At 54.8% G+C, this 22,618-nt stretch carries 16 protein-coding genes; 4 read left to right on the forward strand and 12 right to left on the reverse strand.

Going from position 1 to position 22,618, the window contains the following annotated elements:
- Positions 1–103: 103 nt before the first annotated feature.
- The 11 genes from BLR97_RS16665 to fhuB all read right to left on the reverse strand — a co-directional run bounded on the left by BLR97_RS16665 (position 104) and on the right by fhuB (position 14,936).
- Positions 104–1,006 carry an ABC transporter substrate-binding protein gene (locus BLR97_RS16665; RefSeq protein ID WP_089707655.1) on the reverse strand — a complete coding sequence of 301 codons (903 nt, stop codon included), beginning with the start codon at positions 1,004–1,006 and terminating at the stop codon, positions 104–106.
- Positions 1,007–1,101: 95 nt separating this feature from the next.
- Positions 1,102–3,564, reverse strand: a complete 2,463-nt coding sequence (locus BLR97_RS16670; protein ID WP_089707656.1) for a TonB-dependent siderophore receptor — start codon at positions 3,562–3,564, stop codon at positions 1,102–1,104.
- A gap of 92 nt (positions 3,565–3,656) precedes the next feature.
- Complete coding sequence (locus BLR97_RS16675; protein WP_244511345.1) at positions 3,657–4,643, reverse strand: FecR domain-containing protein; 987 nt, start codon at positions 4,641–4,643, stop codon at positions 3,657–3,659.
- A gap of 9 nt (positions 4,644–4,652) precedes the next feature.
- Entirely contained in the window at positions 4,653–5,177 is a 525-nt protein-coding gene (locus BLR97_RS16680) for a sigma-70 family RNA polymerase sigma factor (protein ID WP_089707698.1), read from the reverse strand.
- Between the two features lie 132 nt (positions 5,178–5,309).
- Entirely contained in the window at positions 5,310–6,269 is a 960-nt protein-coding gene (locus tag BLR97_RS16685; RefSeq protein ID WP_089707658.1) for an ABC transporter substrate-binding protein, read from the reverse strand.
- Between the two features lie 87 nt (positions 6,270–6,356).
- Positions 6,357–8,789, reverse strand: coding sequence for a TonB-dependent siderophore receptor (locus BLR97_RS16690; RefSeq protein WP_089707659.1), 2,433 nt, complete (start codon positions 8,787–8,789; stop codon positions 6,357–6,359).
- Positions 8,790–8,883: 94 nt separating this feature from the next.
- Complete coding sequence (locus BLR97_RS16695; protein ID WP_089707660.1) at positions 8,884–9,909, reverse strand: FecR domain-containing protein; 1,026 nt, start codon at positions 9,907–9,909, stop codon at positions 8,884–8,886.
- Positions 9,910–10,473: a sigma-70 family RNA polymerase sigma factor gene (locus BLR97_RS16700; protein WP_244511346.1), complete on the reverse strand. Its 564-nt coding sequence runs from the start codon at positions 10,471–10,473 to the stop codon at positions 9,910–9,912.
- The gene (locus tag BLR97_RS16705) at positions 10,473–12,131 is read right to left on the reverse strand and encodes a multidrug ABC transporter permease/ATP-binding protein (protein ID WP_089707661.1); all 1,659 of its coding nucleotides are present in this window, start codon (positions 12,129–12,131) and stop codon (positions 10,473–10,475) included. Before BLR97_RS16705 ends, BLR97_RS16700 begins: the two co-directional genes overlap by 1 nt.
- Positions 12,132–12,150: 19 nt before the next feature.
- Complete coding sequence (gene fhuF, locus BLR97_RS16710; protein ID WP_089707662.1) at positions 12,151–12,939, reverse strand: siderophore-iron reductase FhuF; 789 nt, start codon at positions 12,937–12,939, stop codon at positions 12,151–12,153.
- Positions 12,936–14,936, reverse strand: coding sequence for a Fe(3+)-hydroxamate ABC transporter permease FhuB (fhuB, locus tag BLR97_RS16715; RefSeq protein WP_089707663.1), 2,001 nt, complete (start codon positions 14,934–14,936; stop codon positions 12,936–12,938). The genes fhuF and fhuB overlap by 4 nt, the downstream gene beginning before the upstream one ends.
- A gap of 176 nt (positions 14,937–15,112) precedes the next feature.
- Between fhuB and BLR97_RS16720 the strand changes: the two genes are divergently transcribed.
- Entirely contained in the window at positions 15,113–16,054 is a 942-nt protein-coding gene (locus BLR97_RS16720) for a siderophore-interacting protein (RefSeq protein ID WP_089707664.1), read from the forward strand.
- 66 nt (positions 16,055–16,120) lie between these two features.
- Here BLR97_RS16720 and BLR97_RS16725 read toward each other — a convergent pair whose 3' ends face one another.
- Positions 16,121–16,639: a flavin reductase family protein gene (locus BLR97_RS16725; RefSeq protein ID WP_244511347.1), complete on the reverse strand. Its 519-nt coding sequence runs from the start codon at positions 16,637–16,639 to the stop codon at positions 16,121–16,123.
- Positions 16,640–16,858: 219 nt separating this feature from the next.
- Here BLR97_RS16725 and BLR97_RS16730 point away from each other — a divergent pair, with 219 nt between their 5' ends.
- The 3 genes from BLR97_RS16730 (at position 16,859) to BLR97_RS16740 (ending at position 22,547) form a co-directional block, all read left to right on the forward strand.
- Positions 16,859–19,033 (forward strand): TonB-dependent siderophore receptor, encoded by a 2,175-nt coding sequence (locus BLR97_RS16730; RefSeq protein WP_089707666.1) that lies wholly within the window; start codon positions 16,859–16,861, stop codon positions 19,031–19,033.
- Between the two features lie 2 nt (positions 19,034–19,035).
- Positions 19,036–20,037: an ABC transporter substrate-binding protein gene (locus BLR97_RS16735; protein WP_170833048.1), complete on the forward strand. Its 1,002-nt coding sequence runs from the start codon at positions 19,036–19,038 to the stop codon at positions 20,035–20,037.
- 308 nt (positions 20,038–20,345) lie between these two features.
- Entirely contained in the window at positions 20,346–22,547 is a 2,202-nt protein-coding gene (locus BLR97_RS16740; RefSeq protein WP_139172966.1) for a TonB-dependent siderophore receptor, read from the forward strand.
- Positions 22,548–22,618: the final 71 nt, after the last annotated feature.

The following is a 22,618-nucleotide window of genomic DNA, read 5'->3' on the forward strand; positions in this document are numbered from 1 at the left end:
GGGCAGCCTGGATAACTAAAAATCATCCTGCTAATGGGGTATTAGTTTTGCTTATATAAAGTCGTCCAAAAGATATGAATCAAAATATCGACTAAGCATGCTATTAGCTTGTAGTCGCTTCGAGTGTCTCGACCAAGAGCTCAGCAAAATGGCGTGCAGAAGGTAAGGCCCCGAAATGACTAAATGTTGCTGGCAAGTAGATCTCATCCCCGCGCTGCAAGCTACGCATATACCCCCAAATACCCTCCGCGAAAAATTGTTCATGAACGGGGCTGTTAGCATAGGGGCTTTCTAAGATTATTAAACGAGCGTCAATGTCGATCAACGCATCAATACTGACAGTCGTAAAACCCAAGTGATTGTTCTGTCCTTGCCAGGCATTGGTCAACTCCAACTGCTCCAAGGCACCTTGAAACATGCTGTTGTTCCCAAAGACCCGAGCATGGCGGTGATCCATAAAGCTAATAATTAAAAAGGGGGGCTGGTCACGAGGGAGCCTATCCCGCAATACCTGGAGCTGATGTTCGCTTTCACGTATCAAGCTTTCTGCGGATTTCATCTCACCGATGTGCTTGCCTAGCTTCCGTGTGAAAGAAGTCAGTTGCCGCCAACGGCCTGTTCGTTTTTCGCTGTTATAGGGAGTTAGGATCACTACTTTGGCAATGCCTGACAGCTGAGCAGAAATCTGTGTTAAGTACGGAGAAATCAAAATCTGCTGTGGTGAAAATTGGTTAAGAAGCTCCAAGTTGGGCTGGGAGGCTAAGCCAAGGTTAGTGGAACCCGATAAACTGGAGTTAGATAAGTAATATTGAGATCCGGGATAGGTAAATGCAACTGGGGGCAACTCCATCGCAATTAGTGTTTCAACAATACGGCTATCGAGAGCGGCAATAGTTGGGGCATTAGAAGATGCTAGGCTTTTAGTAGGCAGCGTTAAAGCCGCAATGACAACCATTGCCACTACGCTATTAAATGAAAGCCTAAGGGCAATCGTGAAACCCGGCATGATGATCTCTCTTGAACGGACCAACGATGAATATTGAGAGCAGAAGGAAAGGGGCGCGCCCCCTTCCTTTGTTTTTGAGCGTGTCGTGCATTCAATCAGAATTCAAAGCGAACACCGCTATAGAATGTTCTGGGGTCACCCACGCTTATACGAGTGTTGCCTCCTGAGGCAACAATATACTCTTCATCTGTAACGTTCTTGACACCTAGGTCGAAACGTAAGCGATCACCGCTACCAACAGGTAGGTAGTACCAGAGTCCGGCATCAACAACGGTATAGTCACCAAGCTCAAAGCCACGGAGAGTCTCGCCAATGTTGTTTCTATGGCCGTTATCGCCATAGCGGTTGCTTGCATAGGTAATGCCGCTGCCGATACCTAGCCCTCGAAGCGCACTTTCTGGGTTCTGAAATTCATAGCTCGCCCAAAGGCTAGCAGTCGTATCAGGGACGTTACGTGGTTGGTTACCGTTTGTTGCATCATTATCGCTGACGATCTCAGCATCAAGAAAACCAATGGCGCCACGCAAGTTGAAGCCATCTATGGGGTTAGCTGCCATGGAAATTTCTATACCCTGGGATCTGATACCACCCGTTGGAACAGGCTCTCCATTGATGTTTTCGACCACATTGTCTTCGCGAAGATCAAAAATAGCCCCAGTAATAAAGTAACGGTTATCGGCTGAGCTCCATTTTATGCCCGTTTCTACCTGTTGTCCCTCACGGGGATCCTGCTCAAAGACTTCTTGATTTCCTACATATATATTTTGAGGCTCGAATGTGTCTGCATAGCTGAGGTATAGATTCAGGCCCGGCATGGTTTCCCAGACCAATCCGATTCCCTTCGTAAGCTTACTGCTGCTACCTGAGTCGATATCGCTTGTTGAACCTGTCAAATAGTTATCGCTATGGTAACTGTTCTCGGATATCTCATATCTAAGCCCAAGGTCAAGCGTCACTGTATCCGTTAGCGAGAACTCGGTAGCCGAAAATACGCCATGTGATTTTTGACTAACGTCGTAAAATTGGTCGCTACTGGGGGAATCTAGGTCATTGATAAGAGTGAAAGAGTCAGGCGATGAGACAGTGCCCCCAACCTGAGAATTTCCGCCTAAGTAACGCCACTCATGGCTGAACTCTCGATACTCAACCCCCGTTGCCACTCGTATAGGTATAGCCGCATCGATTTCACCGATGAGCTGAGAGCGGGCAAACTTGTATGTCCGTACGCCGTCCTGGTTGGCACCGACACGCCTGGACAATGTTTCTCTATCGTCGCCAACAGAGATGACTTCGGCACGTAGATCCTCTGACGTTGCTCTAGAATAAAAGACCTTATTGTCGATTTCCCAGGCTGGATCTGCCAACGGAATTACAATGTCTAGCTCAGCTAGGTGATACTCATGGTCTCGTTCGTTTGGGATATTACCATCAAAGCGAGTGTCAAAAGGAACATCCGCTAATCTACGCTGCGAATCCCCATAAGGTACCGTAATTAATCCCCTATCTATCTCTCTTCGATCCCTAGAGTACTCATGATTAAATCCTACTTGCACACCGGAGTCCCCCTGCCAGAGCAATGCGGAGGATAGAAACTGCCTATCGACCGAGGTATCGCGAAATGTTTCGCTGTCCTCAAGGGAGCCTGTGATCCGGTAGGCCAAGTTTTGACTGTCACCGACAGGGCCAGTGAGATCAACGGTTCCACGACGTTGCCCATGCTCATCGAAAGTTGTCGAGATTGAATGCTCACGTTGAAACTGTGGCTGCTTGGTTTCTATATTGACGATGCCACCTGGCGACATACGGCCAATATCTGCAACGGGGCCTTTAATGAGCTGAATGTTATCGATAGTTGCCGGATCAATGCGGCTTTCATGGCTAAAAGGCACGCCGTTCCGATAAAAATTATCGTTGCGGTCGAAGCCGCGAATCAGTGCCTGCTCGCGGGTGCCGCCATAACCATCACCCACAACCACATTGGGCGAAAGGCGGAAGGCATCGGCCATTTCTCTTGCTTGTTGGTCGAGCAGGAACTGTTCAGGAATGACGTCGATTGTTCGTGGTACATCAATAATGTCTTTAGGAAGACGCATTGAGGAGTCGGCGTAGCGGCCTTCATAGCGGGCAGGTAGGGTGCCGTAGACCGAAACGGTTTCTAAGTTCTGATCAGCTCGCGCATTCAAGATCTCCAACCGATAACTACCATCGGCGCTGCGCAGGGGTGCAAGGCCTGTGCCTGCCAGCAAGCGCTCCAAACCTTCGCTGACTCCATAGTTGCCCTGCAGCCCAGCGGTTTGCTTGCCAGCGGTCAAGGTGGCATCGAAGGCAATCTCGATGCCTGCACTGACCGCGAAACGGTTTAAAGCCGTATCGAGCTGTCCTGCTTCAATGGAATAGCGTTGCGAAGCGGCGGCACTCTGCCCTGCTGCTTGCTGGGCAAGCGCCGTAGCGGGTAGGCCTACCAAGCAACCGGCGAGCAGGCCGTATTGAATGGCTCGCGAAATGGCGCGGGCCAAAGGCGTTCGGATAAAGCGTGAGTGCGCTTGCTGTGTCGTCATGAGGATCCCCGTTAAGTGATGCATTTTTATGTCTACATCTCCCATTCCGAACGAGAACGAGAATCCCTCAATGTTTTCTGAATTTTTTCTTTCTAGTTTTCGTGAGTATTACGCGACGCGACCGTAACCCATAATGGCGTTCGGTAGACCACCTTTAATGACAGTGCATCGGCAAGACTAGCCAGGGCGCGGTCGGTATCTTGCAGCGAGAACACGCCGCTCACCCGCCGGTCGGCCACCTCCGGTGCGCAGCGCACCACGCCATGGCGATAGCGGGCCAATATCTCGACCACGTCACTAACTCGCATGCCTTCGGCCACCAGCCGCCCCTGAAAGCGGGCCAATCCAGCGGGTTCCAAGGGCGCCGGTGGCGATACCCCATCAGCACTCATGGCAGCCTGCTGACCAGCATCCAGCGTCGCCCGCTCATCACTTCCACGCCGCTCCAGGGCCACCCGTCCCTCATAAACGGCCACTTGGGTGCTGTCAGAATGCTGTTGCACGCTGAAGCGGGTTCCCAGCGGATAAGAAAGCCCTTCCTGGGTCATAACGCTGAACGCCCGGGCGTCCGGTGTTTTTGCCGTGGTGATCAGCACCCCGCCACGCAGAAGGTGGAGTCGCCGCTGGTGAGCATCGAACCTTACGTCGATGGCAGTATCGGTATCCAACACCAGATGAGTGCCATCGCTCAGCGTCAGTTCGCGACTCTCACCAATACCAGTGGCGTAGTCGGCGAACTGGCGCTGCCACTGGGGCGTGCGCGGTAGTCCAAACCCCAGCCCGCCCAACAACACAGCCAAGCCACCCCATTGCAGCAAGCCCCGCCGGGAGACCTGGGAAGACGAAAAAAGCTCGCTACGAGCAGCGTGACGCGGCAGTGCGGCCAACCGGCCATCAATCGCTTGCAACTGCTGCCAGGCTCGCTCATGTTCAGGCGATGCTTGTCGCCAGGCCAGGCAAGCGTCGCGCTGCGCCTCGCTAATGTCGTCGCTCCATAGTCGCGCCATCCACAGGCTGGCCTGCTCTAGCACGGCAGGATCGATGGTCTTCTGGGAGGCGTCGGCGGACGTGCGGCTCATGGCATTCACTCAGGGTTGAGATTCGCTTATCGCACGGTGGCAGGCCAGCAGTGCCCGGGCGATATATTTCTCTACCGAAGAGACCGAGACACTCAGCGTCTCGGCAATGTCTTGGTAGCTCTGGCCATCCAGGCGGCACATAAGGAAAGCCCGGCGAGGCTTGTCGGGAAGCTCATGGAGCAGCGTATCGATCTCTACCAGCGCTTCGATAGTGAGTGCTTGCTCCTCGGGAGAAGGCGAGACTGTCTCTGGAAGCAGGCTGAGGGTTTCCAAATAGGCGGTTTCGATTCGCCGACGGCGGTAATGGTCCACGACCAGCCCTTTGGCGATTTGGGTCAAAAAACGGCGTGACTGTTCCGGCGCTGGCGTAGTGCCCCGCGCCAGTATGCGTAGGTAGGTATCGTGCGCTAGGTCAGCAGCGGTATGGGAACAGCCCAGTTTGGCGCTCAACCAGCGCCGCAGCCAGCTATGATGATTGTGATAGAGGGCGTCGAAAGGAACCTCGCTTCCGCCCTGTTGCTTTATCGATACCATCGCCCGTTGCCATTGATTGCCTGTGCCAACTGCCCCCAAAAAAAGGGGCAAAACCAGATGCAAACAATAAGTGATAATACTTATCATTACAAATCATAAGGCGATGAAGAGCCCGCAGATGACAGAGCGTCGCTAGGGAGTGGTCGGTTCCTCCAGTGCCTCGACGAGGGCGTCAGCAAATCGTCGAGCAGAGGGGTGAACTCCGCCTATCCAAAACGAAGATGGTAATACGACAAAATCTCCACGCTGGACGCTAGGAAGGTAACGCCACATGCCGCTATTTTCGATATTGTGTTCGATACCTGTGGGATTTCCACTTTCTATGATAACCAGTCTCGCATCTTCAACATTGAAGAGCTCTCTTATACTGATCAGTGAATACCCCCACTGATTGGTCTGTTGTTTCCATGCATTACTTAGCCCTAGCCGCTTTAGCACCCCCTGGAACAGGCTATTTTCGCCATATACTCGCATGTACTGTTCATTCATTAATTGGATAATCAATAAAGGTGGCTGTGGTTCCAATGCACTCTGCAGAGAACGCAAATGGACTTGAGTGTTAGCAACCAACTTCTCTGCTTTATGTCTTCTGCCTGCCAGTGCCCCAACTTCAAGTACAAATGAATCGAAACGCGCCCATAAGTCGTCATCAATATCATTCGCAAAAGGGAAATTGTGAATAATAGAAAAAGGTGCAATATCTGCCAACATAACGCCCATACGAGTCTGTCGAGGCGCAAGGAGTATACGGTGTGAACCAATACTACTTAACAGTTCCATATTAGGAAATATTTGGCTCCCAACACTAGTGATATCAGCATCAGTATAGCTGTTACCGGTCCATGTGTGGAAACCCGAAACATTACCCATAAGAACAGGGCCAGGATCCAACGCAAGGAGTGCTTCCGCAACAGTCCAGTCAAAAACCGAAGTAGAAGAGGGCGCTTTATTTGCCAGTGCCGGGTTAAAAATCAAAAAAAAGCTAATAAAAAAATAAGAGGGGCACCATAATATTAATAAAAGCTTATAAAACCTCACTGTGAACTCCTTCAGAAGAAAAAAGAAACCGGGGAGGAACTTGCCAGTTTTCATTTTTTTCAATGACCATTACACACCACTCAGCCCCACTGAAGCAGGGCTGAGAAAGGCACCTTTTCTACAATGTTACATTCTCATTCATTAAAACTCGTATTTCATCGTCGCCATGAAGTTGCGTGGTGCGCCGTAATAGTTATGCTTGGTTACACCTCGAACGGCAGAGTAATAATTTTTATCAGTCAGATTATTGCCAGTTATTGAAAAGTCCAAATTTTCACTGACACGATAGCCGACCATGGCTGATACTGTGGTATAGCCTCCTTGCTCAATAAAGTTATCGTCACTTTTGGCGTAAAGACTGCTGACTGTATTCATGCCGGCACCGACTCGCCAGCCCTGACTAGGATCGTCGCTGAAGCGGTAACGTGACCACAGATTAAAGTTATGCTTCGGTGTATCTGGTGAAAGCGTGAGCCCCTCCGAGTTAGCATCTCTCACGAACTCAGTCTCTGTATAGGCGTAACCTGCACTGAGATCCCAACGGGGCAAAAGCTGACCGCTGACTTCCAGCTCGAAGCCCTCACTCCTTGCTTCACCAATTGGAATTGAGAAACCAGGATTATTAGGGTCAGCATAGGCGCGGTTGGTGTCTTCAATACGGAAGACTGCAGCATGCCAGTTCAAGTCACCCCCAGCATGGGAGCCCTTAACGCCGACCTCGTACTGCTCACCTTCTCTTGGCTTGATAGGATCGCCATCGCTATCCATAGCCGTTTGCGGTTGAAATATACCTGTGTAACTGGTGTATATGTTGAGCTCATCGTTGAGTCTATAGATTAAGCCAGCGTAAGGAATAAATTCAGTACCATCGTCACTGGACCTTTCACCACCAAGCAAGTTATCCGTTTCCCACCAATTGACACGACCACCAAGAGCAATCGTGAAATCATCTATAATGTTGAAGCGAACTTGTCCATAAGTGGCATATTGTTCAACAACAAACTCATTCTGACCGGGGGGGCCATCGAAATCTGGTTCAGCTCGGTCATTCTTTGGATCGAATAGATTCTGAGGAAGGTATTGAGGGTCACCGTAGGTCCACTCATTTCTTAGCTCACTATTCTGGTAACTGGTTCCAATCACAGCTTGATGGGTCGCCCCAGCCAATTGGAACGGTGAGTTAACCTGTGCCTCGAAATAATCGTCCTGTTTCTCAAGCTCCCAAGCGAGCTGGCGGATCCAAAAGTCGCCGGTGCCCCGATCTGCGGGAAGCATCCCCTCACTACTTTTTCTCAGATTGGCATCGCGATCCAGCCGATTGGCCTTCAGCGTTAATTCGCCACCGTTGGCGAGGCGATGTTCAAGTTCCAAGAAATAGCGCTGCGCATCCCCGCTCTGCTTGTCCCAGTCGGATCCGAGGTAGGTAGAGCGGTCTACATTCGTGAATGTGCCATCACTGTAGGTGGGTAAGCCAGAGTGGGGGCGGAATTCTTCATCCTGCACAGTTACGCCCATTGAAAGCGTCGTGTCGGGAGATAAGTCGAACTCCAATGTGCCATAGCCAACCTGGTTCTCTGAGTAGACGTGGTCGATGAAAGAATCCCTATCATCATAGACGCCAACGAAGCGCCCTCGAACTCGCCCTTCGCTGTCCAGTGCGCCGGTAACGTCGACAACACCCCGGTAAGCATCATTCGTACCGGCAGAAAGGGAAACAGAGGATTGGTTTTCAGATAGGGCGCGTTTGCGCACCAGGTTGATGGTACCGCTGGGCTCTCCGGATCCATGAATAATCCCCGCAGGCCCACGTAGAACCTCAATACGATCAAGCAGGGCTGTGTCAAATACTCCAGCGCTTTCCCAGGCACTTCCTGCACTCTGAGCAGGGCTGCCATCCATCAGAAAGGAATCGACGCTATATCCCCGTGTTTTGATTTCGTACTGATTGGTTCCGTACTCACTCACGGTCATACCAGTGACATTGCGTATGGCCTCGGCCAATGAGGTAGTCCCTTGGTCATCCAAGCGTTCCCGCGTTACGACGCTAATGGACTGAGGCGTTTCCTTCACCGACTGCGCACCCAAGCCGATGGTAGCGCTTTCACTCGTATAGGAATTACTGTTCTCGGTCATGCCGTAAGGCAGGCGCTTTCCGGTTACCTCCAGCGCCGACAACGCCACATCAGCCGCCCGCTCTTCCAACCGATAACTACCATCACCCTGCCGTACAGCCCTTAACCCCGTTCCATCCAATAGCCGCTCCAGCCCTTCATCGACTCGATACTGGCCTTGCAGGCCGGGGCTTTGGCGGCCTTCCCCCAGCTCGCCAGCGCCGCTGATAAAAACACCCGACTCGGCGGCGAATCGGTTGATGACGCTGCTGACCGGGCCGCTGGCAATATCATAGTGGCGTGCTTGCTGCTGGGTGACTTGAGCTATGGCGGGCTGCGATAGCAGCGGCACGGTCAGTAATCCGACGGCGGCAAAGTGAACCGCCAGCGCCAAGGCGCGGCGGTTAAGCGTCGGTTGGTGCTTGGCAGTAGGCGGTTGAAGTGCAGTGCGCTGGTGGAGCATATCGGTTCCCCTTGCAGATACGTTTTAAGTGCTTATAAAGGGGAATCGAACCAGCGCGAAAAAGGGGAACCAGAAAAACCACTTTTTTCTCTTTTTATTCCTCGCTGGAGCTTGCTTCGCCTGCCTCGATTTTGATCCACCAGGGCATTACCCGGCGCACCTTTACCGGCAGCGTGGTCTCGACCATGTTCAAGGTGCGCTCTAGGTCATCGAGCGGGAAAGCGCCGAGCAGGGTGAGGTTCGCCACCGCCGGGTCGACCTCAAGGCGGCCACGGTGATGGCGGCTAAGCGTTGCGACGAAGCTCTTAAGCGACATGTTCTCGGCTAGAAGAATGCCGTTGGCCCAAGCTTCCCGACGGCCTTCGGCGGGCGTGAGCTCACCGATGCGGTCAGCGGCGTAGTGAGCCTGCTGCCCGGCATTGACCACCTGCCGCTGGCTCGCATGCTGAGCATCGCCCAGGGTCTGGATGGCCACGGCGCCGTCAAACACCGCTAGCAGTTCGCCTGATGGCTGCTCACCCACGCTAAAACGCGTGCCCAAGGGCGTTAGTCGCGCACTGCGGGTATCCAGGTAAAACGGTCTTTCGGTGTCTTTGCCTGTCTCTATCAGCACCTCGCCAGCCACCAGCGCCAAGCGGCGCTGCGCTTGATCGTAATCGACATTCAGTGCCGAAGCGCTGCTTAGCCAGACCTGGGTGCCATCCTCCAGCACGATGCGGGTGACTTCGCCGGTGGCGGTGTGATAATCGGCGCTCCATTGCTGTACCAGCCTTGGCAGCGGTGTGCTTTGCCAGAGCGCGGCGGTGAGTACAGAGACCAGCGCGAGCGTGACCAGTCCGCCGAATAGATGACGCCGCCCCTGCCGCCGTTGGCGCGCGGTGCTGATCACGCTGTCAGCGGTTTGGCGTTCATCTTCGTCTAGATGCTCGGTGAAGCGGCGGCTGACGCCCTCCACCTGTTGCCAGGCCCAGCGATGGGTGTCGTTGGCATCCCGCCATGCTTGCCAGCGTTGACGCTCGGTAGCCGACAACTCCCCCGCTTGCCATTCAGCAAACCACTCGGCGGCCTCCGCCAACGCGCGGCGCTTGGCGGCTTCATCGGGGCTGGCGGCAGAAGCCATTTAGAGGCTTGCCTCGAAGCCCGCTTCGATCAACGCGCATTGCAGCATGGCCTGGGCCATATATTTTTTGACCATGCGTTCGGACACCCCCAGTTCCTCAGCAATCTGCCAATAGGGTTTGCCGTGTAGTTGGGAGGCCAAAAAGGCGCTAGCGACTTTTTCGGGCAACCGCGCCAGCATACGGTCGATTTCACACAGCGTCTCGATGACGATCTGCTGGTGTTCGGCGGAGGGTAAATGCGCCTCAGCGCTGGCCGCCAGGGCTTGCTGCCAGGCGCGCTCGATATCCTGGCGGCGCCAATGATCCACGCACAGCCCTTTGGCCATACGGCTGAGATAGGCTCTCGCCCCGTCGAAACTATCCAGATGGCGAGGCGTTTTCAGCAACCGCACAAACGCATCCTGCGCCAGATCCGCCGCCGACTCGCTGCACCCCAACCGTTGGCTGAGCAACTGCTGCAGCCAGGGTTGGTGGTGGTGATACAGCTTGCCAAGCGAGTCTCGGCAGCCGGTATGGTACGCCGTGGGATCAGTTGATTGTATTGCCACCGTATCGTTACGCATTACTCAGTCACCCGAGCCACCGCATCGCGGCTGGCGGCTTCTCGCTGTTCGCCGGTGAGTTCTACCAACTGCCCGTGGCGCATTTCCAGCAAGCGGTCGGCCTGGTCGAAGTAGTGGTCGTCGTGGCTAATCACCACCAGCGTCTTGCCCAGTGCTCGCAACTGCGGCAAGAGCTCACGGTAAAAGACCCGGCGGAACTGCGGGTCTTGGTCGGCGGCCCATTCGTCCAACAGCAATAGATCGCGCTGTTCAGCGACCGCCAGCAGCATCGCCAGGCGCTTGCGCTGGCCCTGGGAGAGGTTGGTGTTGGTGATGCGGTCGCCGTCGAAGTCGAGCTTGCTGTGCATGCCCAGTGCGGCAAGCCACTCCTCTACCAAAGCTGGGTCGGGTGACTCGCCGGCGGGGCCCATTAACCGGTCAAACAAATGCAGGTCGGTGTAAATGGCTGAAAAGTGTTGGCGATAGCGTGTCCAGTCTTCCTCCTGCAGCGGCCTGCCATCGACTCGAACACATCCACTTTGGGGCTGGTAGAGTCCGGTTAGCAGCCTCGCCAAGGTCGATTTGCCACTGCCGTTTCCGCCGATCAGAAACACCACCTCGCCACGCTTCAAGGTCAGGTCGATAGGTCCGATAGCAAAACCCTCCCGAGACTCCTCATCCGGGTATCGATAGCTGACCTGCTCCAGGGTTAGTTCCTGCCAGTCATGGCGCAGCGCAGAGTGGCCGAACGCCTCGCGGTGCTCGGCCAGGTCTAAACTGCTGATTTTTTCAAACGCCACTCGGGCGTTAATCAAGGTCGGAAAGGCGCCAATGGCCTGCATCAACGGCGCACGCAGAAACAGCAGCGTGAGTGAAAAAGTAGTGGCTACCTGCACCGATGCCCAACCCAGGCCGTTGGCCAAAAAGAACGCCACACCAATAGCGCCCAGCATCATGATGTTGAACCAGTTCACCGCGCTGAGATGGTAGGTATCGCCAAGAATAAAATGGCGTCGGCAATCTAGCGCATCAGGGGTGTAGACATCGCGATACAGCCACTCGGCACGGTCACGGTTGAGCGCCAGCTCTTTGCGCCCCTCGATCACCGACTGGTAATCCGCGTAGAGACGATCCTGTATTTCGCGTAGTTTGGCCATATGCCCATAGACCCGGGCCACCAAACGCATGCCAATCAACACCGTCACGATCACCCAGAGCGCGGTGACGCCCAGCATGGCAGGCGAAAGCCACGCCAGGTAAAGCGTGGCGCCTACCGTCAGCACCCCGCCCTGCACCAGTTCCGGCAAGCGTATAAAAGCAACGGTCACTGAACTCACGTCGGAGGAGAGACTCGCCAGCAGTCGCGCACTGCCAATCTGCTCGGCGCGTTCAATATCGGTATCTAGAATTCGCTTGATCAACTGCCCCCGCAGCCGATAGACGAAATGGTGACCCAGCGTGGTCAGCGCCAATTGTGATGTCAGGGTAATGACCAGTAGCAGCGCTATCAGCCCTAGGAACTCGGGCAGGATGCGCCAGGGGTCAGTGAAGGTGCCCAGCAGCCGCTGATTGATAAAGGCGATGACACCGACACCCAGGCCAGCGCTTGCCAAACTGAGCAGTACCACGGCCACAAACGGCCAGCGATAATCACGCCATACAATCCTCATCAGCTCCATGAGCAAGGCCTCCTGGCGGTTATTTGCGTCGGCGCTTGGCCGGTCGATTTTCGGGTTTCAACGGGCAGCCGCCGCACAGCGGCTCGCCGGGTAGCCGGTACCTAATACAGCATAACCGCCTCACCCGGGTCGGCTTATCACCGCCCAGTTCCAGATAACGCACCGGCTGATAGAGTGGATTACGACGCCCATCGGGGAGCGTCTTGGTGGCGAGATAATCCAGCAGCGGCTCACCCGCCCCAGCAAACTCCGGGTGCTGCGAGCAGGCTTTCCCCACGAACTCCACGTATTGACCGAGATTGTTCCAGAACACCTTGGCAGAAAGCCCGGAGACCGCGACCAGAGCTTCAATAAGCGGTGCACAGTGGTCGTCAAATAGCGTGCTAAAGCGCGCAGGGGGTTCAGCGTTAAGCTTCACGCCACCGTGGGGCAGCCAGATACGCGTGGTCTGGCCTTTATCACCAAGCGCCAACCGAAGTTCATTTATGCCGATCGGCAACGCGTAGCCGAGGAGCAGGTTGGCCACCAGGGAGGGAATTGCAACATTGCTGAAATGATATTTCGACCATACCGAGGCAGCGGCCAGGTAGTCGGCATCGTCACCGTGGCTGCGGCCATAGCACGCCAGCTGCTCGCTTAAGAAGTCTCGATCCAGCAGCGCAGAGGCGGCTAGCGTCGGTTCATCTGGCTGACCAAACGCAGGGGCCTTCAATTTATCCAACGGCGGTTGGCGGTACAGCGCCAACAACGCCTCCGCTGGCTCCACCGCTGCACAAAGCCCTCCCGGTTTGGTCGCCACGTTACTCATAGCCGCCGCAGCCCCCACATAAAGTAAGCCCCGCCGATCAAGGAGGCGACCAAGCCAGCGGGCATCTCGTAGGGGAAAATCATCTGACGACCCACCCAGTCCGCCAGCACCATCAATAGCATGCCGATCAACGCAGCACCCAGCAGGTGCTGCCCCGCCCGAGAGAAGCCCACCAGGCGCGCCATATGCGGCGCCAACAAGCCAATAAACGAAAGCGGCCCCACCACTAGAGTGGCGCAGGCGGTTAGCAGCGCCACCAGTAGCAGCAACGCCAAACGGGCACGGTTGAGGGTTACCCCAAGCGCCTTGGCCGTCGGCGCGCCTAAGGGCAAGATATCCAACCAGCGGGTGAAGGGTAGCGTGATCAGCGCCAACACTGCGGCAATACCGCCGACGACAACGGCATTGGTGACATCCACGTAATAGGTAGAGCCTGCCAGCCAGGCAATCACCTGCTGGCCACGCGGATCTCCACCTGCCAGCATTACGCTGCGCACCGCATCAAATAACGCACTGACCGCCACCCCGGTGAGCAGCAAGCGCTCGGGGAGATAACCGCTCTTGCGGTTGATACCTACCAACACCAGCAGTGTTGCGAAAGCCCCCAGGGTACCCACGCCAATCAGCATCATATTGGTGGGCGCAGGCAGCAGGAAAATCCCCAGAATCAGCGCAATGGCACAGCCGCCACTGATACCCAAGACTTCAGGGCTGGCCATGGGGTTGGCGGAAAGGCGCTGGAGAATCGTCCCCGCAATCGCCAGCATTAACCCACTGGCTGCCGCCGCCATCACTCGAGGCAGACGCCACTGCATCACGTCCCAGTTATTGGGCGCCAGCCAATACCAGCCGTCTACACCCTGGCCAAACAGCAAGCCGAGAACCGTTGCCCCCAGTAGCGCAAGGATTAAACCAGTGGCTAAACGTGACGGCGCAGGGTGGCGATGCGCGAAAACACCGGCCCCTTTTGGCGGCTGGTCGCCCTGCAGTTTCAGGCGCGGAATCAGCCACATTAACAGCGGTGCCCCCAGGGCACCGGTAATTGCCCCGGTAGGAATAAAGGCCGCCGCCATACCTGAGAACTGCTGCAGCAACAGATCCGTGGTGGTCAGCAGCACCGCCCCCAATAGCGTCGACCAGATTAGCCGTGGCCCTAAGCGGCGCGCACCGGCCATACGTACAATATTGGGCGCTGCCAAGCCGATAAACCCGATGATGCCTACCACGCTGACAATGCTGCCGGTAATAAACACCGCCAGCCCCATCCCCGCAAAGCGTAAATAGGCTAGCGAGACTCCCAGGCTCTTGGCACTGGCATCGTCCAACTCCAGCACCGCCAAGGGGCGCAGCAAAAACCACGCGGCCACGCAGCTAATCGCCAGCCGAGGCCAGAGAATTGCAACGCCGTCCCAACCGTTTTGCGCCAGCGACCCTGCCCCCCAGATCAACAGCCCCGAGAGCGCTTCATGGTTGAACAGCAGCAGCGCGGTAGAGAGCGCTCCCAGATACAGATTGACCACCAGGCCTGCAAGCACCACCACGATCGGCGCCAGCCCGCGCCGCCAGGAGAGCAGGAAAACCAGCCCCACTGCCAGCGCGCCGCCCAACAAGGCAACCCATTCTCGCCCGACGACAAGCAGTCCCGGCGCCAGCAAGGTGGCAGTCATCAGCGCCAGGTTAGCGCCCGATGCCACCCCTAGGGTGGTGGGCGAGGCCAACGGGTTGCGCAGCACCTGCTGCATGAGCACGCCTGCCAACCCCAGGCCGCCCCCGGCGAGCAGGGCGATAGAGAGGCGCGGCCACCAAGCGTAGTAAAGCAGCAGCTCGTCCACATTCTCAAAAGAGGGGGCCACTAATGCCTGCAGGCCCAGCGCGAAACCGCCTTGGCCCTCTAGGCCGACCCAAAACAGCACCACCATGGGCAGGCTAAGCAACAAGCAGGCTTTAGCGGGCGACATCCCCCCCATTCGCTGGGCGAATTGCGCGGCGCCTAGCATAGTGAACAACCTCTTATTACAGCTGAGCAAATCGCCACGCGGGGCATGATAGGCAACAGAGTCATTTTCCAAGCCTTAATATTTCGGGGGAGTTAGTGATTAAATCATTAACAACGATTCTAAATGATAATAATTAGCACTACAATTGACGACTTTAATCAAGGGAGGAAGGCACAATGGCAGCCAAGCAGCGCTACCGGCTTTTTGGTATCACCCTCGCTCGGCGCACCCAAGTCAGCGCCTCGTTAGTCAGGTTCACCTTTACTGGCCCTGACGTCAGCCAAATGGCGACCTACGCACCTGATCAACGCGTCAAATTGTTCTTTCCCGAAGGCGGTGGCAATCTCGACCCGCTGTTCGAGATTGCCAAGCTGGAAGAACACGATTGGTACAGCGCCTACCGTGCCCTTCCAGATGCCCAGCGCCCCTCTGCACGCACTTACACCATCCGCGCCCTACGACCGGAGCAGGCTGAGGTAGACGTAGAATTTGTCCTCCATGGCGACAATGGCCCTGCATCGCGTTGGGCAATGCACGCCCGCCCAGGTGACCTCCTTGCCATGACAGCCCCCGCCGCTAATGCGGAAGGCCCCAAACAAGGCTACGAGTGGAAACCGCCCCAGGGCGTGCGCCGTATTTTGATCATCGCCGACGAAACCGCCCTCCCCGCTGCCGCCGGTATTCTGGAAACCCTCGATGACCTGCCGCTCAGACCCAAGGTCGAAGCGCTACTCGAAGTGCCTCGCCGCGACGATGTTCAGCCGCTGCCACAGGCCGCCAAACTGCACTGGCTGGCCCGCAATGCCGAGCCCGGCTGCCAACACGGCGAGCTGCTGATGCGAGCGCTGCGCGATATCGATTTGCAGCAAGAGATTGTCGCGCTAGGGGGTAACCCTTTAACCGCGACCAAGGGCAGCGAGGATGGAAGTGGCGAGGACGAAAACGCCCCACTCTGGGAGCCCGCCACCCTGGACGATAGCGCACCCTTCTACGCCTGGATCGCCGCTGAAACCAAAGTCGCCATGAAGCTGCGTCGCTATTTGGTCAACGAGTGCGGGCTACCCAAGCAGTACGTTACCAGCATGGGCTACTGGCGCCTGGGCAAGGAAAATGGTTAGAAGCCATGCACTAACCACAACAGTAGCAATGACACCGCGCCGCTAATGATCAGCTAAGGCCAGCGCCTATAACATCTGTGGCAGGAACCCGTCGCGCCGGTCGATGATCTCGCCGGCCACCATGAAGACACCATCGCCGGTGTAGTGAAGGCTCTGTGGGTAGGTGGGCGACACCGCTGCCCGGGCCGACACAACCTCCCAGATGAAGAAGTTGTAGCGCTCTACCAGAGAATCGTCGAATAGCCGACATTCAAAGTGCGCGTGACACTCCCCAATCAGAGGGGCGCTCACTCGTTCCGCCGCCTGTGCGGTAAGCCCAAAGCGTTCGAACTTGTCGACCTCGGCGCCGCTGCTATTGCCAACACCCACCACCTGATCAGTCAGGGCCGTCGTCGGCAGGTTAATAATGCACTCGCCGCTGCGCCGGATCATTTCAAAGCTGTGGTTGCCAGCTGAGATGATGCAGCCGACCAGCGACGGCGAGAATGCCATCACCGTGTGCCAGCCCATGGTCATGATATTGCGCTGACCCTCCCAGGCTGACGAGACAAGCACTATGGGCCCCGGCTCCAGATAACGACGCACCTTCTCCAGCGGTACGGGAACTTTCTCGACATGCTCGCTCATGACTATTCATACCTTTCAGCAGGTTATCAACACTACGCAAGCAGTATAGCAGTCAGGAGGAAGGGCAGAATTCGACCGACCTCGATATTGACATTGCGGAAAAGCTACTCATAATACAAACAATAATAATTAGCATTCAATAAATGATGAGCTAATAGCTATTCAAGGAGAACATTCGTGAATCACCTCCCTTTCCGCAAGCGGTGGTTAACGGCGGCCATTGCTGTGGCTGCCTGCAGCGCGTCGATATCGGTGTATGCTCAGAACGCTGATCAGCACACAGGTAGTGAATCCTCAACTGCGTTACCCACACTGCAAGTCACGGGAAGTCGTATTTATGAAGAGGCCACAGGGCCTGTGCAAGGTATTGCCGCTACTCGTAGCGCGACAGGCACCAAGACCGACACACCGATTATTGAAACGCCACAGTCCATCTCGGTGATTGGTAGCCAGGAATTCCGTAACTATGGCGCACAGAATGTTAACGAAGCGCTGGGCTATACCGCTGGGGTGTCGAATGCTTATGGCGGGGGAGGTACCGACACCACCCACGACAGCATGATGATTCGCGGTTTTAGTGTGTATAACAGTTACCGAGATGGCAGCAAGTATCAGGTCAATGTCTTCGATGGTCAGCAGGAACTCTATGGCCTGGAGCGCCTGGAAGTACTCAAAGGCCCTTCTTCAATCCTTTATGGCGTGGCGTCCCCTGGCGGTGTGATCAATACCGTCAGCAAGCGCCCTACCAGCGAGCCCTTGCGCGAAGTGAATGTCCAGGCAGGCAGTTTTGACCGCCGGCAAATATCCGCTGACGTCTCCGATGCCCTCGATAAAGATGGCGAATGGTCATACCGTTTGACGATGCTCCGCCGCGATAGCAACACCTTTATTGATCACGTGCCGGATGATCGCACTTACATCGCCCCCGCCCTGAAGTGGCAACCAAACGAAGACACATCGCTGACCCTGCTGAGCGAGTATCAGCGCGATCAGTCGACCTACATCTATGGGCTACCGGGTAGCGGCACCATTCTTCCCAACCCCAACGGCGATATTCCCCGAGACCGATTCACTGGCGAGCCCGGCTTCGATGAATTCGATAACGAGCGTTACTCCCTCGGCTATTTGTTCGAGCATGATTTTTCCGATCGCCTGACACTACGCCACAATCTACGCACCATGCACGCTGATCGAGAGCTCGACAACGTCGGTATTGAGCAGACGCCTCAGAGCGCCGATGGGCGCCTCTTTGCCAGGATCGCACATGATCGGCGCGACGCCTCCAGGGCACTGACCTCCGATACCTCCTTGCAGTACGACTGGGAAGCCGGGGCGACGACGAACACCTCCCTGGTCGGCATCGATTACACTCGCCAAAGGCACGAAACCGAACGTTACCAGCATACCGTCGCGCCCTTAGATCTCTTTGACCCGGTTTATGGGCGCGGCGAACTGGGTGAGCGCGTTCCCAATGCCTACTCCAATGTGAGCCGCAAAGAACAAGTGGGTCTGTATCTTCAGAACCAGATGAAGATTGCCGATAAATGGGTAGTCATGCTTGGTGGGCGTCAAGACTGGACGGATACCGAAGCTTATCGGTACTTCGATCCCTCCCAAAGACAACAACAGAATGACGATGCTTTCACTGGCCGTATCGGTTTCGTTTACCTAGCCGATAACGGCCTAGCGCCCTTCGCCAGCTTCAGTCAGTCCTTCGAGGTTGCCAGCGGCACCGACCGCAACGGCAATCAATTTGAGCCCACTCAAGGCGAGCAATACGAGGCGGGTATCCGCTATCAGCCCGAAGGGTTCGATACCATGCTTACCGCCACCGTTTATGAGTTAACTCAGAAAAACGTGCTGGTCACAGATCCGGTCAATACCAACTTCCAAGCCCAAATGGGCGAGGTGCGTTCTCGCGGCGTTGAGCTAGAGGCCAAAACAGAGCTCGGCCCTAACGCTAACCTGGTCGCCGCCTACGCTTATACCGACGCGCGTACCACCGAAAGCAGCCCGGCGACTCCCGACAAGGTAGGCGAGCGAACTGGTCAGGCACCTTACAACCAGTTTTCATTATGGGGTGATTATCGCTTTGGCAATGTTGGTTTACCTGGCCTGAAGCTGGGCGCTGGCCTACGTTACATGGGCTCAACGCTGCCTAATGCTTATCTTGATGGCGAAGTGCCTAGCTTCACCCTGGTTGACGCCATGGTCAGCTATGAGACGGGCCCATGGTTACTATCCGTCAATGCCACCAACCTGACCGACGAAACCTATATCGAGTCCTGTACCTACGCGTGTTATTACGGAGAACCTCGCAGCGTGGTCGGTACGGCGTCCTATCAGTGGTGATCATGGCGCTACTTTATCCGCAAAACACAGGCATGATCGTGTCAAATCAAAATCGTACTTTTTGTCACTCTGCTATCCATAAAAGCATCGCTTTGCTGGCATCCTTGTTAATCGGTTTATTGGTTAGCAAGGTTGCGATAGCGACTGATGAAAACAGCGAGGCGCCATTGGCGACATTTGATTTCGCCATCGCCGAGACACTCGACGCGATTGGTCATCCCCCAAGGTTTCTAGCCGGCCTGGCAGGCTACGAGACCTATTCACGTCAAAAGGGCATTCTCCCGCCTACGATTAACCTCGGATATCGCTTTCTTCCTAACCTTGAGCTTCTTGCCAGCTCACCGCCAACGCATATTCTGATTTCACCGCCTGCCCATACCAACTTACTCCCACGGCTCAGAAAAATTGCGGATGTTAAGGAATACCCCCTTTATAAATATGCCGATAGCGATGGTAACCATAACGACTGGCAAACCATCGAGGAATTGACGCGCCAGCTTGGCGATTTAGTCGGGCATCCTGACGCTGCAGAGCATTATATCGAGCAGTCCCGCCAGCACTTTGCTGGGCTAAAACAAGCGCTGAATGATGTCGACTCACCTATTTTAATGGTGCGTCTGATGGATGAACGCCATGCCCGGGTGTATGGCGCAGGCAGTGTGGAAGGCATGATATTGAATCGCCTTGGTCTCGAGAACGCTTGGCAGGGAGAATTAGGCCAATGGGGAATGACAACCGTCAGCGCAACGCCTCTGTTTGATATCGATGCGAAACTGGTGTTTCTCGACAGCCCCTACGGCCCGGACGGGGGTGTGAGACAACTCCTCTCCGACGGCCAGTGGCGACACTTGCCAAACGTGAAACAGGGAAACTATACGATTATTCCCGTCAATTATTGGTCCTGGGGCGGGCTACCTGCCGCCCGGCGTTTTGCTGATAGCCTTGTCAGCCATCTGACTGAAAGCGATAGCATCGACGGTGCTTCGGCCGATACAAACCAGTGATCATGCCGAAACGCATTGACGAGTGATCACACCTGAGTCAACCCATAATCCTGTTACCGGTTTTTATGCGGATGAGAAAGTAGCCACCAATTAACAGAATACCAAATGGCTCTTCCCAACCTAAGGAACGGCAAAGCCCCCTGGCTCTGCCTGGTAAACAACATCGTCTCTCTTACACATGACTTTCTCTCCGACTCCCTCCCATTGCCTATATAGCGTTGACATGGCAAAGAGACTATTAATAATGCAAACAATAACGATTAATATTTACATAAAATCAGAATAAACCTCATGCAAGGAGAAAATTCGTGAACCAACCTTCTTTCTGCAAAAGGTGGCTAACGGCTGCTATTGCTGTAGCTGCCTACAGCTCTTCAACGACTGTATTTGCGCAGGATGCTGAGCAAAGCTCGCAATTAGATAGCAATTCGCCGAACACATTGCCTACAGTGCAAGTAACAGGCGATAGAATTTCAGGTGCGCTACAGCCGACTGAGGGATATACCGCCAATACTAGTCTCAGTGCCACCAAGACTGACACTCCTCTAATGGAGACAGCCCAGTCGGTATCCGTGGTCACGCGCGAGCAGATCGAAGATCAAAGCGCGAAAACGATACAGCAAGCCCTGCGCTATACCCCTGGCGTTTTCACAGGCACCCGCAACGGTTTTGGTAATCGTTACGACTTCGTCAATATGCGCGGTTTTGGTGGCGTCGGTAGTATCGACAACGTCTATTTTGACGGCCTTAAAATGGCTAGCGATGTTTCCGGCTACAATTCATTACAAATTGATCCCTATTTTCTTGAGCGGATCGATGTGTTCAAAGGGCCAACATCTGTTTTATATGGGCAAAGCTACCCGGGCGGTTTGGTTGGGCTGACCAGTAAACGCCCTCTATTTTCACCTAGTCATGAGATCCAATTAGAAACGGGCAGCCATAATAAACGTACGGCACGATTTGACGTCAGTGGTCCTTTAGGCGAAAACCAACAGGTTGCCTATCGCCTGGTAGGGTTAGCCAGCAGTTCGGACAGCCAGTTTGATCATGTAGAGAACGAGCGCTATACCATTGCCCCCTCTTTGACGTTCTTGCCCACCGATGCGACATCATTGACCGTCATGGCCTACCTGCAGCACGAACCAAATCGTGGCTACTATGGTTGGACGCCAGCCGACGGTACGGTGCGAGATTATAATGGTAAACGGATCGATAATAATTTTTTTGATGGCGAGCCAGGTGTCAATGGGTTCGAGCGTTATCAACGACTAATAGGTTACCAACTAGAACATCAGTTCAACGATCAGTGGCAGGCTCGACAGAATTTCCGCTTCACCTCTTCGGATATTGATTATGACTCCATTTATTCCAGTAGTTATGTAGGCGATAGTAATCTGCTGAACCGACGCGCCGCGAGAGCCGATGAGTCCATGCACGCCTATCATGTGGATAATCAGCTACAGGGGGACGTTACGACCGGAGCTCTTGAACATACGCTACTAGCCGGTGTGGACTACCAGTACCAACGCAACTCGGGAGAATGGCAGTTCGGATCGGCATCTCCCCTGGATGCTTTTGACCCACAGTATGGAAATACCCAAACCACCTATGCAACGCCCACTAACTTCATCAACAAGGTAGAGCAGACAGGGGTTTACCTGCAGGATCAGATCAGCTTCAACCGCTGGCGTTTAAACCTGTCAGGGCGTCAGGATTGGGCTGACACCAGCACCGCCTACACCAACTTGGGCATGTCGTCTGAAAGCGACAATGAGAAGTTCACCAGTCGTGCCAGCTTATTGTATGCCTTTGATAATGGTATTTCTCCTTACGTCAGCTACTCGGAATCATTTCAAGCAGCGTCCGCCACAAGGACGGACGCCTCCGGCAACACTCTGGATCCCAGCGAGGCCTCTCAATACGAGACAGGGATCAAATATCAACCACCCGGCCGCAATGACCAATACACGGCCGCTTTATATCACCTAGAACAGGAGAATGTTTCCGAAGCCATTCCTAACACATCGTTCTATGAGCCTATCGGCAAAGTACGTTCACGCGGCTTAGAGCTCTCTGCCACCTTGCGTCCCACTGAGCAGCTTTCGTTGCTCGCCAACTATACGTATACCGACATGGAGTACGTTGAAACCAATGATGAGACTCAAGGCAATACACCCTATGCTGTACCCCGTCATATGGCCTCGGCATGGGGCAAATATGAATTCACTAACGGTGCCTTAAACGGTCTTGGGATTGGCGCAGGTGTCCGCTACAACGATTCTACCTGGGGCGATGAGACCAATACATTTCAGGTAGACGGCTATACGCTGGTCGATGCCATGCTGGAATATGATCTGGGCGCGTTATCAAGCGACCTTGAGGGCATGAATTTACAGGTCAATGCGAACAACCTGCTCGATAAAGAGTATACGTCTTCTTGCTCTAGCCTCAGGATTTGTCACTTTGGCGAAGAGCGCAATGCGACGGCAACCGTCAGCTATCGTTGGTAGAGTCAGCTCACTCATTACGCGAGTATTAAATCACCTGCTTATATAGGCTGATTCAAGGAAAATACGGGGTG

The sequence above is a fragment of the Vreelandella arcis genome, from assembly GCF_900103865.1.
Classification (GTDB): Bacteria; Pseudomonadota; Gammaproteobacteria; order Pseudomonadales; family Halomonadaceae; genus Vreelandella; species Vreelandella arcis.

Coding starts and splice junctions, on each gene's coding strand:
- BLR97_RS16665 (WP_089707655.1), bottom strand. CDS start 1,006: ATGCCGGGTTTCACGATTGCCCTTAGGCTTTCATTTAATAGCGTAGTG.
- BLR97_RS16670 (WP_089707656.1), bottom strand. CDS start 3,564: ATGACGACACAGCAAGCGCACTCACGCTTTATCCGAACGCCTTTGGCC.
- BLR97_RS16675 (WP_244511345.1), bottom strand. CDS start 4,643: ATGAGCCGCACGTCCGCCGACGCCTCCCAGAAGACCATCGATCCTGCC.
- BLR97_RS16680 (WP_089707698.1), bottom strand. CDS start 5,177: ATGGTATCGATAAAGCAACAGGGCGGAAGCGAGGTTCCTTTCGACGCC.
- BLR97_RS16685 (WP_089707658.1), bottom strand. CDS start 6,269: ATGAAAACTGGCAAGTTCCTCCCCGGTTTCTTTTTTCTTCTGAAGGAG.
- BLR97_RS16690 (WP_089707659.1), bottom strand. CDS start 8,789: ATGCTCCACCAGCGCACTGCACTTCAACCGCCTACTGCCAAGCACCAA.
- BLR97_RS16695 (WP_089707660.1), bottom strand. CDS start 9,909: ATGGCTTCTGCCGCCAGCCCCGATGAAGCCGCCAAGCGCCGCGCGTTG.
- BLR97_RS16700 (WP_244511346.1), bottom strand. CDS start 10,473: ATGCGTAACGATACGGTGGCAATACAATCAACTGATCCCACGGCGTAC.
- BLR97_RS16705 (WP_089707661.1), bottom strand. CDS start 12,131: ATGGAGCTGATGAGGATTGTATGGCGTGATTATCGCTGGCCGTTTGTG.
- fhuF (WP_089707662.1), bottom strand. CDS start 12,939: ATGAGTAACGTGGCGACCAAACCGGGAGGGCTTTGTGCAGCGGTGGAG.
- fhuB (WP_089707663.1), bottom strand. CDS start 14,936: ATGCTAGGCGCCGCGCAATTCGCCCAGCGAATGGGGGGGATGTCGCCC.
- BLR97_RS16720 (WP_089707664.1), top strand. CDS start 15,113: ATGGCAGCCAAGCAGCGCTACCGGCTTTTTGGTATCACCCTCGCTCGG.
- BLR97_RS16735 (WP_170833048.1), top strand. CDS start 19,036: ATGGCGCTACTTTATCCGCAAAACACAGGCATGATCGTGTCAAATCAA.